Consider the following 18003-nt stretch of genomic DNA (forward strand, 5'->3'; position numbering starts at 1 on the left):
CTAAAATTATGGTTACAATTAAAGGAGAAGAAATAAATATAGGTACCAAATTAAAACACCTTCTGGAAATATTGATTGGATTCATGGATGTTGCTTTGAAAAACAAAAAAATGAGATTCGTTCTTCTAGCACTCTTTTTTTATTTCTTGTAAAGAACATAAAAACTCTTTTAGTTAATGAACAAGCATAAAATAAAGATTTGAAATCAATATTTTCTTTTAAAGCAAAGAGTAGGTTTTCAAATCAGGACCATCATAAGAAAAAGCAAAACAGGTATACTTTTAAAGCATTGTTATATTTTATTTCCTTCAATTTTTATTTTTTAATAAACTTTATGACATTTCCGGTATCCAATTTGAGGAAATACATCCCATTATTAAGTTGATTAATGTTTACCTGTGTTTCAGAAGGAAATATTCTACCTGTGCATATTTGTTTGCCAGTTATTGAATAAATAGTATACTTATAACTGGTCAAAATGTTTGTTATTTCTAAACTATTTAATGCTGGGTTAGGCGTTATCCTAATATTAGCCTCACTTTCAATCTCCCCTACCGACAAATTGCCATACGTTGTATTAATTACTTCAGTAGCAAAACGCTCCCCAAGCTCAACTTGACCAGATGTGTCATAATGTATACCGTTGCCTCCCCAATCATCAACTGACATCAATGAAAGATTATTAGTAGCATCCACAGTGTGTACATTTGAATTAGAAGAAGCTACAGCTGCTTGAGCAGTTCTTACAATATCTCCGCCCCCCCTGGTGTTGCAATTGTTCCAATAAAAAATGACGTTTCTCCCCATGTTGTATCCGAAACCAGTTTTCCATTGCTTGTTCCTGCTATGGCTGCTATATCAGCTAGTATTAGATTGATAAACTCCGTTAAATTAGCCTCATATGCATTTGCTTTAGCAGTCGTTTTTGCATCTGCTTCACCCTGCATCCAAAGAATACCCTTAATTCTAAGAACATTTCCAGTTGGTAAATTGGATGTGGCATTGCTGATTGTTGTTATCAATTTATCGTATTGATTTAATCTTGAGTCACTAGGATCAAAATCATGATAGTAGCCATCATTTAATAGTGAAGTAGATGATGCTATAGATGTTCCTCCTCTAGCAAATTTTATTAGTGCAATTTCTTCAGTTAAATATTTCTGCATTTCGAAGCCGAAAGACAGTTCAGAGCCAAACCTTCGACCAGATTCACTACCTCTTCCATTACCCCAATCAAAGCACATTCCTTCATAAGAAGTCATTGAATGCCATGCATTTTTTGGAGCCATATCCATACCTGCTGATGTTGGAATATCACTACTCTCGGTAGAACCATGAAAAAATCTAACATTATTATGAACAACATTAAGGTCGGATCTACCAATATCAGACAGGGTTTCTGAAGATACTAGACCACCAACTGGGTTTTCTGTGATGCCATAGCCTTCAGAATTAGATTGACCTGCAATTATCCAGGTATCAATAATGTTTTGAGCCTTTGTGGGTATAGTAATAAACAAAATAGCAATTAAAATTAATAGTCTTGTACAATTCATAATATTTAATTTAAGCTTAAAAGAATGATATTCAAATTAAATCATAAACGAATAATAATTGGGGTATTTTACAGTTAACTTAGGGGTGATATTGAGCAATATACTATTGTATATCGGTTTAGTTAAAATTTTCATTTTAAAATATCCAGAAATGGAGAAATAATTTTCGTTTGAATACTTAACTATGTTGTTTTTTAATTTAACTAAACAAAACCTTATTTTACATAATATAAAGCCTATAAATGAATTATGGATCAAAGAGATTATTCAAACGGGGTAATCTCCAGAATGACTAGTGACGTTTGCAGCTAATATTCCTGTATCTGAAGGCGAAGAATCAGTTTGCAATGAAATATTGAAAAAACCAACACAAGAGGGTTAGTTTTTCTTTTGGATAAGCTAATATTAATTACTTTATGGGAATGCTACCTTCTTTTATTTTGAACCTTTCATTTGTATATTCTTAATCGCAATAATATACATATTGCCATTTAATCAAAACTGACATAAATTATTTTTTTTCATCCAAAAGCATATATGCTTTTGGATGGTTTTTGGTTTAAAAAATTAATAATTTCTCTACTTCTTTTTGTTCTCACTTTTATCTTATTGTTTTTTTTTGCAAAACTTCTGAATGTATTGTTAAAGCATCATAGGTGTCAGTAATTATTCAAAGAACATTAGGTGCAAAAAAATAAAAAAAAGTCTAAAAGGATTATTATTAGCTTCATTTAAAAAATATTAGGAATAGTAAATATTGTTTTACTTGGAGTCTTTGCGTTTGATATGTTAGAGTTACATTAACCAAACTAGAACAAGTATGTCCAAAATTAGTAACAGAAGTTTTGCTAGCAAGTTTGGGTGGATTCTTTGCTGATGTATTATTTGGGGTAATCTTAAGTTCTTTTTAAATAGTTCTATTACTTTATTTGGAATTGACGTTTACAAATCTCATCTTAAAAAAGATGCTACTGAAAAAAAACGTTTTTGTCTTTAAATCTTTAGGTGTAGTTTTGTGTATTATTAATCAGTATATCTTAAAACCATTTGTGGATGGCATAAATAATTACCCGGATTTCTCACTTGTAATGCTATTCTATTTATTGAACATTATCCTTATGTTAGCAATTAGTAAACTAAAATCTGGTGTCGATACTTTTCAATTACAATTTATGTTTTTATAATAAGAATTTACGTATACTTTTCAACATAAACAAATAGTAAACAGTGTTTTACACAATACCCCCTTTCCCTTATGTCGAACTCAGGTTAAAAAGACCCTTAAAATTAATATATAAAGGTTGGTTATTCCTAGTTTTCATAATATTTCATTATTTTACTTTGGATATTGTATAGCTATAAGACTTGTTTTTAGCATGGATTTGATATTTTTTAAGAGGCATAGAACCCCAACTATTATCTCCACCAATTCCCATTTGAGCATCATCAATATTAATATTTACAAAATCTCTTGTTGGTATATCTGTGGTGTGCCTTTGTTGCTTTTTATCACCAGGATCAAAGTCGTTATTATATTGATGATGAGCATTAAACCCGAAATAATTTGGCGCTGTAATTTTTATCCCTTCACCTTTATCATTAGTAAAAGTTACCCATCTAATGTCTGTTTTATAACCATTTTCCTGAGGTCTTATATATGGAAAATACAGCTCGGATACTTTGGCTTTATAGTTACCTACAAAAGCAGCAGTTTTTCTATCTTGATAATTTTCAAAAGGACCTCTACCCAGCCAATTTACATTATCGTATTCTTTTTTTATGATTAAATTATTACCAAATCTTGGTAAAACTGGTAATTTGGCATTTGCATTATTTAGAATTGTTTCAATATTTATTTTTCCATTTTTATGAAACGTATAATTTAAAGTAGTTGTTGATTTTTTTGCAGAACCTAAATTATATTTTACAATTACATTTACGTTTTTTTCATTTTTAGTTTCTGAAATAGAAACTAATTCTTGATTTTCAGTAGCATTTTTCCAAACACCTAATTTCTTTGGCATTTTAAACCCGAAGTCATTATCTGTTGTTGCTCTCCAAAAATTTGATTGTATTCCTTGCACAATAATGTTTCCGTTTCCGAAATCTAATAAAGAAATAATTCCTGTTTTAATATCGAATTCCGCTTTTATATTTTCATTAAAAACACTTAAAATAGAAGCTGTTCTTTCTGTTTTTAAAATGGTACCTTCATCAGTTAAATTAGATTCGAAACTTCCTTTTAGCAACTGAAATTGCTCGGAAGCAACTACGTGATCTTGAGGAACTAGTCCTTGTTTCTCTTTTGTTTTTGCGTAAATATTTAAATGATAATCATTTGAATTATTTTTTATTTGTGGTAGATATAAATTGATAGTTTTTGATTGATACGGCGCTAAATTTATAACATCAACAACTCCTGTATATACTTCTTTTCCGTTTTCTAAAAGTGTCCAATAAAAATTGAATTCGCTTAAGTTGGTGAAATCATACATATTTTTAATGTCTACTTTTCCTATGGATGCATCAAAATTTATAAACTTTATATATTGATATACTTTCTTTGCTTCAAATAACGCAGGTTGTGGTGTTCTATCAGGGTTTACAATTCCGTTTAAACAGAAATTATTATCGTTTTGCATTTCAAATCCACCTAAATCTCCACCATAAGCCCAAAACTCTTCGCCTTTATCGTTTTTAGACAAAATTCCTTGATCAACCCAATCCCAAATAAACCCCCCCTGCATAGTTGGGTTGGCTTCTATTAAATTCCAATAATCTTGTAAATTTCCTAAACTATTTCCCATAGCGTGGGCATATTCACACTGTATTAAAGGTTTATATCCACCCTCTCTTACATACTTTTCCATTTGCTCCATTTTCCAATACATTGGCGCTTCAATATCAGAATTTTCATAACCGACAGCACCTTCATATTGTGTAGGTCTGGTTTTGTCATTTTCTTTTAACCACTTATAAGTTGTGTGAAAATTTTCTCCATTTCCAGCTTCATTCCCTAAAGACCAAATAACAATACTTGGGTAATTTTTATCACGCTCAAACATTCTTATTGTTCTATCTAAATGTGCATCTTTCCATTGTGGTTGATATGCAGGATGATTATTTGCCTTTTTTGGCTTATTTGTTATATCTTGTGTAACTCCCATTCCATGCGTTTCTATATTAGCTTCATCAACAACATAGAAGCCATATTTATCTGTAAGTCTATAGAAGTAAGGATTTTTTGGATAATGACTACAACGAATTGCATTAATATTATTTTGCTTCATAATTTCCATATCTCTAATGGTTAATTCTTCGGAAATAACATGACCCTTTTTGTCATCATGATCATGCAAGTTCACTCCTTTTATTAAAACAGGTTTTCCATTAACTAAAAATTGACTATTCTTAATTTCAACATTTCTAAAACCAACTTTTACGGCAGTAGACTCTCCATTAACAGTAATTAATAAAGTATATAAATTAGGTTTTTCTGCATTCCAAGTTTTTACGTTGGGTATTATTTTTTTAAAACAAATTATATTATTTCCAATATTTAAATTACTTGTTTTACTATCTGAAAATACTTCTAAATTAGAATCTAATAATTTTACTTCAATAGTTTTTTCTGACAATTGGCTTGTATTATTATCAACATTTAGAGTAAGATTTAAATTACCATCTTTATAATTATTTTCAAGATCTGCAACTATTCTTATATCTCTTAATGAAATTTTATTTGATGCATAGATATACACATCTCTCTCAATTCCAGACAATCTCCAAAAATCTTGATCTTCCATATAACTGGCATCAGACCAACGTAAAACTTGAACAGCAATTGTATTTTTACCAGGTTTTATTACTTTAGAAATATTAAATTCAGCCGCGGTTTTACTTCCTTCATTATACCCAACAAACTCACCATTTACCCAAATATACATTGCACCACTTACACCAGCAAAATGTAAATAAATGTCTTTTTTGTCCCAATTTTCGGGTACGTCAAAAGTTCTTTTATAACTTCCGTTATTGTTAATATTATGAGGAATATAAGGTGGGTTTGGAGGAAACATATATTTAATATTTGTATACACAGGAATACCAAATCCTTTCATTTCCCAATTAGAAGGAACTTCAATTTTGTTCCAGCCATTTAGATCAAAATCTTTTTTATAGAAATGGGTTGGCCTTGCAGTTACACTATCCGCATAATAGAAATCCCACGTTCCGTTTAAAGATTTATAGAATGATGAATTTTCCCAACTTTCGTTTTGCAAAGCCTCCTCTTCATTTTTATATCTATAAAAAGTTGCAGTTGGTTTTTCTCTATTGATTTCAAAAACATTTGGATTTTCCCATTCTGGATTCATCCATTTTTTTGCTATATAAATAGGTTTTTCTGCCTGTTTTTCCTTACAACTAAAAACACTTATTATTGTAATTAAAAGAAATAGAATTCTAATTTGCATAATTTTGAAGATTTTATTTTTGTTAGTTTGATTGTTCATTTATTGATTCCAATTATCTGTTCTAAAAGACGAAACTGGTAAAAGACTGTTACTGAAAAGTGTTCTTACACCACAGTTTTTCCAAGCATATCTTACTGCCACTGGATTTGGGACTTTATCACTTAAAACAAGTATCTTTTTATGTTTTATAATTTTCGCAGTGGCAGGGTAAAATGTTTTATCAGTTTCAGCTATTTCATAGTTTTTTAATTTACCATAACTATACAAGCCCATTTTCATGTTTTCAAACGATAGTTTAATTCTTTGTTTTTCAACTTTAAAAGAATTATATTTTGGTGCATCTACAGCTATGGTTTTGTATCCGTAGGTTTTGTGAAGTGCTTTGTATAATAATCGATTTGCAACTTCTTTTTTATTTGGTGGATGAATAGAATATGCATCACCAATATCCATTGTAATTGCAATTCCAGTATTATTAATTAAATCCACACATTGAAATTGAGATTCTCTCATAAAAGCAGTGTTTTCATTCTTTTTAGTTGCACTATTATTGCCATACATAAAAGGGTTAATTTGGGTGCAATAAAACTGGAAATCGCCAATACCCCCAGCGAGTTTGCCAATCTTTAACCATTGCAGGAAATAATTTTTTATATTCTTCTGGGGCTTTTCTGTTAGATTCTCCTTGATACCACAACGCCCCTTTTATTGTAAATGGAATTAAAGGGTTAATCATTGCGTTAAACAATAGTGTTGGTTTTATATTTGGTTTTTTTGTAATGTCCAAATTCTTTGTATTTACATTTTGATACTGACTCAAAGATTCAGAACTCATCCAAACTTCAACTTTGCTTCCGCCCCAAGATGAGTGAATAAGCCCTACTGGTACGTCTAAAAATTCTTGTAATTGTTGTCCAAAAAAATAAGCTACTGCACTAAAATCTGAAACACTTTTAGTTGTCGCTTTTTGCCAAGAAATATGCTTTTTTAATTTTATTAATGTAGTTTTAGAAGCTTTTTTACATACTGTAAATAACTTTAAATTATTATTATTCGCACTCATAATAGCTTTTGTTGCACCAAAAGTGGGTTGCCTCTTAAAACCTCTTAATGGTTGTTGCATATTAGATTGACCAGAACATAACCAAACTTCTCCAAACAAAATATTGTCTAAAACAATATTTGATGTTTTACTTTTTAAAGTGATTTTTTGAGTTTTCTTGCTATTGGTCGTTTTAATTTCTAAACGCCAATTACCATTTTCATCAGCTTTAACCTTCATTGTTTTTTTTCATAAATTTTATGTTATTCTTTGGTTATTTTACTTCCCCACCAATCTTTATTAGGTGTAAAATTATCTGACAACATTTTCTTTCTTTCTTTTTCAAGTTGAACCAAACGTTTTTCTCGAATCATTTTTTCGTATTTAGCTCTTTTTATAGGGTCAAATCCAGTATCTTTTTTAGGGAATTTAGCATCAACACTATGTAACCAATCTTTTAAATTTTTACTTAATTTTGATGAAATTTCTGATTTTTTAGAAGCAACATTATGTTGTTCAAAAGGATCGTTTTTTAGATTGTATAATTCATTAGAATCATCTTCGTAATAATGTATTAATTTCCAATCTCCTTTTCTTATTATAGATGACGGATCCCCTCCTTGATTACCATAATGTGGGTAATGCCAGTACAATGGCCTTTCTTCGAGGATTTTTCTTCCTTCAATAATTGATTTTAAACTAATGCCGTCTTTATGTTGATTTGGCAATAAATCAATCTGTGCATATTCTAAAATAGTTGGATACAAGTCTGCTCCAGTAACTGGGTAATCAATCGCTTTTTCATTGTATTTATTCCAAGGAACATAGATTAGATAGGGTTCTCTAATCCCACCTTCCCATTGATAACCTTTTCCACCTTTGTATGGTAAATTTGATGTTGAAAAATTATCACCAGAAGAAACACCTCCATTATCTGAAGTAAAAATTACGATAGTATTTTTATCTAATCCTAATTCTTTTAATTGATTTAAAACAAGACCAACTGCATCATCCATACTTTCTACTAAACCTCCATAAATAGGATTGTCTTGCGTTTGACGAATTGGTAATTTTCTTTCCATTACAAATCCGTTTTTTGCAATTCCCTGAGATTTTGCTTTATCCCTATATTTTTTCCATTTTTCTTGATTGGTTTGAATCGGTCCATGAACAGCATAAAAAGAAAGAAAAGCAAAAAAAGGTTTCGCTTTATTATGTTTCATAAAGTTTATGGTTTCATGTGCCAAACGCTCAGAAAGATTTTCACCATCTTTTGTATTTTCTAATTTTGGGTTTATATATGGTGAAAAATAACCTCCTTTAGGACTGCCTGAATGCCAGCCACCAATGTTTACATCAAACCCGTGGTTTTCTGGATACGAACCTTCTTTTCCTAAATGCCATTTTCCAGCAAAAAAAGTTTTGTAACCATTTGCTTTCATTGCTTCAGCAATTGTTATATCTTCTTTTGGCAAACTCAACATATATTCTGCAGGTAATAATTTGTCTTGTCTATTATTTTTTCGCCAGTTATTTCCTGCTTTTGCACCAATCCAATCTGTAACTCCATGTCTAGCAGTAAATTTACCAGTCATCAAAGTTGCTCTTGATGGACTACAAACTCTACTTCCTGCATAACCTTGTGTAAAAATTGTGCTTTTAGATGCTAGTTTATCTATATTGGGAGTTTCGTAAAAAGTACTTCCTGCAAAACCTAAATCTTTTAACCCTAAATCATCTACTAAAAAAAAAAGTATATTTGGTCTTTTGGGCACTTTCAAACTCATAGGACTTATTGTTGTGCTTTCTTTACAAGAGAACATAACAATAGTCATTATAAAAAGCATAATTTTGAGTTTCATCAATTTTAAGATTATTTTTTTAAAGATATATTATCTCTAATGTTAACTTTTTTTTACAAAATAGATGCTTTTTTAATTTCTTTTATTTTGTTAATACAATTTTATTGAGAATAAAAAAAAACAACATTAATATTAAAGAATTTATTTGCATCCTAGTTTTCAAAGTTAATTAAACTTATTTCCTATTTTAGGGTTATATGTATTGATTTATGGGTGCAAATATGTCAATTTATGTTCTTTTATAGCATATTTAAAGGATTATTACTAATTTTAGCAACTTAATAAACTAAATTATTATAATGTTCAAAGAATTTATAAGCATATCCGTTTTCTTTTTTTCAACTTGTTTTTTCTCTCAAAACTATAACGAAAATTTTGTAATTGATTTTATTACAACAAAACAAGGGTTATCACATAATTATGTATCAAGCATTGTAAGCGATAATTTGAATATGAAATGGATTGGCACAGAAAATGGCATTACAAAGTTTAATGGTTATGATTACGAAAACATAAAACCTAGTTTGGAATTTAAAGGCTTACTAAATGAAAATATAGAAGTTCTTTTTTTAGATAATAAATCAAATATATGGATTGGAACCAAAAGTGGAGGATTGTCTTTTTTAGATATTAAAAATTATGAAATAAAAGAATACAACTACTTAGTAGATATTGCTAACGAAGAAGACCTTAGAATAACTACAATTTCACAAGATTCATTAGGCAATATTTGGGTTGGAACATGGAAAAGAGGAGTGTTTATTATTGACACAAAACAAAATAAGCTAATCAAGCATTTTAATTTTTACGAACCAGTTTATAGCATAATAAAGGATTTTAAAAACAATATGTGGTTTTGTAATGGTACAACACTACTTCATTACAATATGAATAACCAAAAGGTTACAAAATACAATTTTAATAATCAAATTACAAATATACTTTCAGATCACAGCAGAAATAAGGTCTGGATAGCATCTTCTGGTGAAGATTCAAATATATATAACTACGATTATCAAACAAAAAAAATAGAAGCAATAGATATTGGAGTTACTAGTGGTTTTTCAAAGAAACTATCTATTGACAAACATAATAGAATCTGGATAGGAACATGGAGAAATGGAATCTACAGAAGCAACAAGAATGTAACAGAATTTAAAAAAATTGAATTAGTATCAGATAATTCTAAAAGATTAAAAGGAAATTATAATACAATTTTAGATATTCATCATGATAAAAATAATGTTACATGGCTTTCTACGGCTGGAGGTGGAGTTATAAAGATACTTGAAGGGAATGGTTTTAATAATATTAATGAAGAAATAAGAAATAAAGATCTTAAAGAAAACTTAAATTGTACAAGTATATATAAAGGGGGTAAAAAAATATTTTTAGGAACATTATTAAAAGGAGTCTTTTATGGAGAGGATTTTTCTAATTTAAAGCAAATAAAAAAAATAGGAAATGTCAAAGTAAACGTATTATATGAAAACAATGAAAAACTATATATAGGTACAGCAGATGGGTTCTTAATTTACAATTTAAAAACTGAAAAAATTTTATTTTCAACTAATATAATCAATAAAATAACTTCCTTTTTAGTAGATGAAGATAAATTGTTTATTGGAATGCAACAAAAAGGTTTGGCTATTGTTGACAAAAAAAACATACATAACCTAAATTCTTATATTTTTTACAAAGAAAATTTAAATAAAAACAAAATTGAAAGTAATAGAGTAACGAATATTGTCAAAGATGAAAAAGGTAATATATGGGTTAGTACATACAACGGTATACACTTATATAACAGAGATAACAAAACTCTTATTCATCAATCTAAATTATTAAAAGAAAAATTACCAAGTGTTATAATTAACTCGATGGCAATTAGATCTGGTAAAATATGGTTAGCAACCCCAAATGGATTGATAAAGTTAAATAAAAATGGTGCGAAATTAAATATAGAAAATATACTAACAAAAAAGAATGGTCTTAATAGTGACTTTATCTGCTCCCTTACTTTTGATAATAAATCTAACTTATGGTTTAGTACACATACAGATATTGTAAAATATGATTATATCAAGAAAACTTTTCTAAGTTATGGAGACATTAACGGCATAAAGTCTACCTCATTTAATAATAATAGTTTTTTTAATTATAATAACGAGTCTATTTTTTTTGGAGGTATAGATAATGTTACATTTTTTAATCCTTCAGAAATTAAAAATTATAAGAATATCCCTGAGATAGTTTTTACAAGTTTAAGGGTCAATAATGAAATTATAAGATATAAATCAAACAATTCAATTTTAAAGAAAAATTTTAACTATGCTAAAACTATAAAATTATCTCACAAACAAAATTTCTTTTCTACAAGATTTGTTGTAAATGATTTTTTAGGAAATTTAAACGTAAAGTATAGATATATACTAGAAGGATATCAAGATAACTGGATAGATTTACATAATAGAAATGAAATTAACTTTGCTGGCTTATCTCCTGGAAAATATATTTTAAAAGTAGCATCTTCAAGAGATAATCAAAATTGGAGCAAACCAAAATCAATAGAAATTACATTGTCTGGTTCACCTTGGAAAAGTCCACTTGCAATCTTTATTTACTTATTTGTTATTTCTTTAATAGTAGTATATTTAATAAGATCTAATAATGCAAAATTAAAACTTAAAAACAAACTTGAAATTGCCAAAATTGATAAAGAAAAAGAAATTAAATTAACAGAAGCTAAATTAAATTTCTTTACAAATATTTCTCATGAATTTAGAACACCATTAACACTAATTGTAAGCCCTCTAAAAGAGTTAATGGACACTGATAACTTACCACCCAAAATATTTAAAAGTCTAAGTTATATGGATAGAAATACAACAAGGTTATTAAACTTAATTAATCAATTGTTAGATTTCAGAAAAGCGGATCATGGCTTACTGAAATTAGATGTTTCTAATGGTAACTTTGTACGTTTTTCTAATGAAGTATATTTGTACTTTAAAGAAGCTGCAGAATCTAAAAATATTGTATACAATTTTAAAACAACAAAAGAAAAAATAGTTTTTCCTTTTGATAGATATAAAATGGAAATTGTATTATGTAATATAATTTCTAACGCTTTAAAATACACTTCTTCTGGAGATGAAATTAAAATTGAAATAGACAATAATGATAGTTTCTGTATTATCAAGGTTACAGATTCTGGTATTGGAATAAAATCAAAACATTTAGATAAAATTTTTGATCGTTTTTTTCAAATAAAGTCGGCAAACAGTGTTAAAATGGTTGGTAGTGGTATTGGATTGTCTTTTTCAAAAAAAATAGTAGAACTACATCATGGAATTATTACTGTAAATAGTAAAATAAATAAAGGAACAGAGTTTATTATAAAACTAGCAATGAACCCAGATTTATATGAAGGTAATATTAATAAGAATTTTATGACCTCTGATAATATTAAAGGATATCTAAAAAATCCAGAGTCGCTAGGTATAAAATCTTTGAGTATTGACTCAAAAAAAGACAACACAGTTCTTATTATAGATGACAATCCAGAAATACTAAGTTATTTAAAAGATATTCTTGCAGAAGATTATAATTTACTTACTGCAGAGAATGGTGATATAGGTTATAAAAAAGCCTCTTCAGAAATTCCAGATTTAATTATTAGTGATGTTATGATGCCAGGGAAAGATGGTCTAACTTTATGTAAAAAATTAAAAGGACAAATAACAACTTCTCATATACCAATTATACTATTAACAGCAAGAACCTCTACTGTATTTGAAATAGAGGGTTTAAAAACTGGCGCAAATGATTATATTACAAAACCTTTTGATGCCAAAGTAATTAAAGCAAGAGTTGAAAGTTTAATAGAAAACAGAGAAAAATTAAGAATTCATCTATTAAATAAAGTTCGTTTTAAACCAACAGCTTCAGAAATAGAATCAGACACTGATATAGAAAATGCTTTTATTACAAAGGCCATTCTTTTAGTAGAAAGTAATTTCGAGAATAGCTCTTTTGGAATTGATACTATGGTAGAGGAATTAAACATGAGTAGATCTAGCTTATTTAGAAAGATAAAATCATTAACAGGTCTTTCTTTATCTGCTTTTATAAGATCTATAAGATTAAAACGAGCTGCTCATTTAATTTTAACTTCAGACCTAAATCTAAGTCAAATTTCGTTTGAAGTTGGTTTTAACGATTATAAATATTTTAAAACTTCTTTTAAAAAACAATTTAACTGTTTGCCTTCTAAATACTGCAATACTTATAAAGAAAGAAGCTAAGAGCAACCTAATAGAGCTATTTACACCTATTATTTGGTTTATTTAACCCTCTTTCAATGCTTCTTTTTACAGAATTTTGTTCAATGAAAAGTTATAGTGACTTTATTTCAATTAACAAAAATTAAAACTCAAACATGAAAGTACTTATTTTCTACATGCTACTATTTTCCACTTTTGGAGGCTTACTATTGTCTCAAAATACCGTTACAGGAACTGTAACAGATTCAAACGGAGAACTATTACCTGGGGCTTCCGTAATAGTCCAAGGCACAACAAGAGGAACCTCTACCGATTTTAATGGAACTTTTAAAATTACCGTTTCAAAAGGAGAAACTTTAGAAGTGTCATATCTAGGGTATGAAACAACAACTTTAATAGTTGGAACTAAAAAAGTATATACAATAGTATTAAAAGAAGGGGGAGATAACCAGCTAGATGAAATTGTGGTTGTTGGTTATGGGACACAAAAAAAGGTAAATCTTACTGGTTCTGTTGCAACTGTAACTTTTAAAGATGAAGTAAATCAACCTGTTACAAATTCTGGGCAACTATTATATGGTAGATTTTCTGGTGTACAATTAACACAATCTTCTGGTAACCCAGGAGCTGATGGGTCATCAATAGTAATTAGAGGTATAGGAACGTTTGGTAGTAGTACGCCTCTAGTTGTTATTGATAACATTCAATATGATAATTTAAGCGCATTCAATAATTTAGCACCTTCAGATATAGAGAGTGTAACTGTATTAAAAGATGCTTCAGCCAGTGCAATTTATGGAGCAAGAGGTGCAAATGGAGTTATTTTAGTGACAACAAAAAAAGGTAAAGAGAATAAATTTGAAATCAGTTATAATCAATATTATGGTTTTCAAAAAACAACAGTAGTTCCTGATTTTTTAGATGCCGTAGATTACTCAACTTTAATAAACGAAAAATTTAGAAACCAAGATGGTGTAGGGTACACTCCAAGATATGATACAGCTCAATTAGAAGCAATACGCACAGGGTCCTTGCCTGATCAGTTTTCTAATACTAATTGGGCAAATGAGGTCTTTAGAATAGCACCAATACAAAATCATAATTTATCTTTTACCGGTGGTAACGATAAAACAACTTTTAGATTATCTCTTGGTTTTTTAGACCAAGATGCTATAGTTAGAAGTAAGTTTAACTCTAAGCGTTATAATTTTAGTTTAAATATTAATTCTAAATTGAATGATTGGTTTACGTTAAGTAGTGTTACCAATACTTTTTGGAAGAGACAAGTTGGTCCAACAGGAGGTCAAAATGCTTTTAGTGGCGATAATGGAATTATTTATTCATTTCAAAGAACAGCGCCAACAATTCCTGTTTATTATAGTAATGGTGACTATGGTGTTGTTGATGGGGCTTATCAAGGTACAAACTTTTCATACCAAACAAGTAATCCACTTAGAAGAGGGTATTTAGGTAATTATGAAAATGATAGAATAAACATTAGTCAAAGAATTGGATTTACTTTCAAACTAACAGAAGATTTAACATTTGAAACTAGTGGAAGCGCAAATGTAATTATTAGTAATACATCAGATTTTAGCCCTACTCAAAGCCAAAATGATTGGGCAGGAAATCCAGTAATTATTTCTACACTTAATAGTTTAGTTAATTCTTCTAGTTTAAATTATAGATTTTTAAATGAAAATATACTTCGTTACTCTAAAACATTAAATGAAGATCACACTTTTGGTGTTTTATTAGGGCATTCAGCTTCATCTTACAGAGGAGATGGTTTTAGAGCATCTTTAAATGGTTTCCCTACAGATAATTTAGAAGAGCTTAGTGCAGGTGGGGTAGTTGATCCTGCAGTTTCTGGAGGGGCAAGTACAGAATCATATCAATCATTTTTTGGTAGAGTAAATTATAATTATAAAGGAAAATATCTTGCAGAATTTAATTTAAGAAGAGATGGTTCAGGAAAATTTGGTCCAGGAGGTTTTAGATATGGTAATTTTCCTTCAGCTTCTGCGGCGTGGCGTATTTCTGAAGAAGATTTTTTTAGTGATATAGAATTTATTAGTAATTTAAAACTAAGAGGTAGTTGGGGTATAAGTGGTAATGATAGAATAGGTAACTATATATTTGAACAATCTTATAATCCTGGGTTAGATTATGTTTTAGGAGATGATAGTACAGTAGTTGGTGTTGCTGTAACAAGTCTTGCAAACCCTCTTATCAAATGGGAAGAAACTACACAATACGATATTGGATTGGATGTTAGTATGTTTAACAATCAATTAGAAATTACTGCAGATTATTTTAATAGAAAAAGTAATGATATTCTTTATAGGAATTTTCCAGTACCAGCTACACTTGGTGTAACTAATTTAGCAGCTCAAAATGCAGCTTCTATGGTAAATGAAGGACTTGAGTTAGGTATTAATTATAGAGGAAGAGTAGGAGAAATTAAATATGCTGCTGGTGCCAACTTTACAAAGTTTTTAAACAATGAAGTTATTGGCTTAGGAGATGGTGGAGAAGAAACAATTGGTAGTTCAACTATTATTAGAATTGGAGAACCATTTAGAGCTTATTATGGATATAAGGCTATTGGAATCTTTCAAGACTTAAATGAAATTGTAAACTCTCCAAGACAATTTGGAAATACAAATACTGGACCTGGAGATCTAAAATATGCAGACATCAATAAAGATGGTGTTGTAGATGCAGATGACAGAACCGTAATTGGTAGCCCTCATGCAAGTTTATTAGTTAACTTTAATGGTTCTTTAGATTATAAAGGAATAGATTTTAACTTTATGTTTCAAGGTGTAAGTGGTGTAGATAGATTGTTAATGGGTAATGGAAATTTACCAATTAATGATAATCGTAGTAATGTTTTATCGTATTGGATAAATCGTTGGACACCAGAAAACCCAGGGAATAGCTTGCCTAGAGTTGGAGGACAAAACAATGCAGAAGTTTCTAGCTTTTATATTCAAGATGTTTCTTATTTAAGGTTAAAAAATATTGAAATAGGTTATACACTGCCAAAAGAAATAACAGAAAAGTTAAACATATCTAAATTTAGATTTTTCATAGGAGGACAAAATTTATTGACTTTTACAGGCTTAGAACATTTTGATCCTGAACGTGCAAATGGATCCCAAAGTAATAGAGGAGTTCCTTTATACAAAACTTTTACCACTGGTGTTAATATTAAATTTTAAAAAAATGAAGAAATTATTTATATTACTATTTACTGCTGTAACTATATTTAGTTGTAGTGAGGACTTTTTAGACCAATCGTCCCAAACAAATATTGCTGAAAGTAATTTTTGGAAAAGTGAAACAGATGCTTTTTTAGCATTAAATGCAGTGTATTCTACCTTACAAAGTAGAAATTTGTATGGAGGAACTCTTAATGGAGGTCAAGGATTACCTGGTTTTGATTGTTTAAGTGATAATGCCTTTAATGCTTGGAAATGGGAAGGTCCAGGGAAGTTTATGGAAGGTACCTTAGATCCATCATATTGGTGGTTAGAAGGTATTTGGAATGATTCATATCAAGCTATATCAAGAATTAATTCTGTTGTAAAAAATGTGAATGAAATTTCTGAGGATTTAGTTTCAGCTGAAACTAAAAAAGAATTATTAGGACAGGCTTATTTTTTAAGAGCTTTAACTTATTTTAATCTGGCCGTTTACTTTGAGGAAGTGCCATTAATTCTAGCGCCTCAGACTTTAAAAGATGCTTACGTTGCTAAAAATACTTATGAGGAAATCAATTCACAGATTATTGAAGATTTAAAATTTGCAAGTAAAAACTTACCAGTTTCACATTCAAGTAATTTATTAGGGTATGCAACAAAAGGAGCTGCATTAGGTTTATTTGCTAGAGTTCAATTATATAATAAAGAATATAATGGTGAGTTTGGTGTTTTAAATTTAACACAGCAAGCTATAGGTTTAGGTTATTCTTTACATTCTGATTATGAAGAGCTTTTTACAACAACAGGTGAAACCTCTTCTGAAATAGTTTTTGCCGTAAGATTTTTAAGAGGTGATGATACTGGGAATGGAGAAATGTTTTCAGCTACATATAAAGCAAGCCCAAAAGTAGATCAACAACCAATGCCTAATTTGGTAAATGATTATTATTGTATTGATGGTTTGCCTATAACAAGCTCTCCTTTATATAACCCAGCTGATAAAAAACAAAATAGAGATCCTAGAGCTGTAGCAACTTTCTTTTTCAAAGGAGATATTTTCAACGAAGATCTAAATAGAGCTTTTAATGAAAATTTAGCAACTAAATTTGGGCAAAGAAAATATATTAGAACTAAAGCAGATGCTGAAGGTAATAATCCTTGGAATGAAGGCTCCCAAGATTTTTATATAATTAGATATGCTGATATTTTGTTAATGAGAGCAGAAGCCTTAGCTGAAACAGGAGATGTTTCAGGTGCAATGAGCTTAATTAATAAAATTAGAGGTAGAGTAGGAATGCCAAAAGTGGAAGATGTAGAAGGTCCAAATCTTAATCAATCAGAAATGATTGCTTTGGTAAGACACGAGCGTAGAGTTGAATTAGCCTTAGAAGGTTTACGATTTATGGATTTAAAACGTTGGGGAGAAATAGAGAATGGAATTTTAATATCAGCCAATGACCCTATAGGACCTTATAATCCTCAGTATCTAGGTGAAAAGTCTAAAGTTTTTCCAATCCCTCAAGCAGAAATAGATGTTAACCCAAACTTATTACAACACCATGCTTGGTAAGTT

At 29.4% G+C, this 18003-nt stretch carries 9 protein-coding genes; 3 read left to right on the forward strand and 6 right to left on the reverse strand.

Annotated elements, in window-relative coordinates:
* Positions 1–315 precede the first annotated feature (315 nt).
* From H9W90_RS08735 to H9W90_RS08760, 6 genes are all read right to left on the reverse strand, one after another.
* Entirely contained in the window at positions 316–696 is a 381-nt protein-coding gene (locus H9W90_RS08735) for a T9SS type A sorting domain-containing protein (protein ID WP_187481240.1), read from the reverse strand.
* Positions 697–743: 47 nt separating this feature from the next.
* The gene (locus H9W90_RS08740) at positions 744–1556 is read right to left on the reverse strand and encodes a sialate O-acetylesterase (protein WP_187481241.1); all 813 of its coding nucleotides are present in this window, start codon (positions 1554–1556) and stop codon (positions 744–746) included.
* 1331 nt (positions 1557–2887) lie between these two features.
* The gene (lacZ, locus tag H9W90_RS08745) at positions 2888–6031 is read right to left on the reverse strand and encodes a beta-galactosidase, LacZ type (protein WP_187481242.1); all 3144 of its coding nucleotides are present in this window, start codon (positions 6029–6031) and stop codon (positions 2888–2890) included.
* A gap of 39 nt (positions 6032–6070) precedes the next feature.
* Complete coding sequence (locus tag H9W90_RS08750) at positions 6071–6592, reverse strand: hypothetical protein (RefSeq protein ID WP_187481243.1); 522 nt, start codon at positions 6590–6592, stop codon at positions 6071–6073.
* A gap of 7 nt (positions 6593–6599) precedes the next feature.
* The gene (locus H9W90_RS08755) at positions 6600–7313 is read right to left on the reverse strand and encodes a sialate O-acetylesterase (RefSeq protein WP_187481244.1); all 714 of its coding nucleotides are present in this window, start codon (positions 7311–7313) and stop codon (positions 6600–6602) included.
* A gap of 23 nt (positions 7314–7336) precedes the next feature.
* Positions 7337–8935, reverse strand: coding sequence for a sulfatase (locus tag H9W90_RS08760; RefSeq protein ID WP_187481245.1), 1599 nt, complete (start codon positions 8933–8935; stop codon positions 7337–7339).
* Positions 8936–9387: 452 nt separating this feature from the next.
* On the opposite strand from H9W90_RS08760, the gene H9W90_RS08765 reads away from it, so the two are divergent.
* The 3 genes from H9W90_RS08765 (at position 9388) to H9W90_RS08775 (ending at position 18000) form a co-directional block, all read left to right on the forward strand.
* The gene (locus H9W90_RS08765; RefSeq protein ID WP_187481246.1) at positions 9388–13242 is read left to right on the forward strand and encodes a hybrid sensor histidine kinase/response regulator; all 3855 of its coding nucleotides are present in this window, start codon (positions 9388–9390) and stop codon (positions 13240–13242) included.
* A 134-nt stretch (positions 13243–13376) separates the two neighbouring features.
* On the forward strand, positions 13377–16448 hold the full coding sequence (locus tag H9W90_RS08770) for a SusC/RagA family TonB-linked outer membrane protein (RefSeq protein ID WP_187481247.1): 3072 nt from the start codon (positions 13377–13379) through the stop codon (positions 16446–16448).
* A gap of 4 nt (positions 16449–16452) precedes the next feature.
* A complete protein-coding gene (locus H9W90_RS08775) occupies positions 16453–18000 on the forward strand; it encodes a RagB/SusD family nutrient uptake outer membrane protein (protein WP_187481248.1) in 1548 nt (515 codons plus the stop codon).
* Positions 18001–18003: the final 3 nt, after the last annotated feature.

This window comes from Polaribacter pectinis (assembly GCF_014352875.1).
Lineage (GTDB): Bacteria > Bacteroidota > Bacteroidia > Flavobacteriales > Flavobacteriaceae > Polaribacter > Polaribacter pectinis.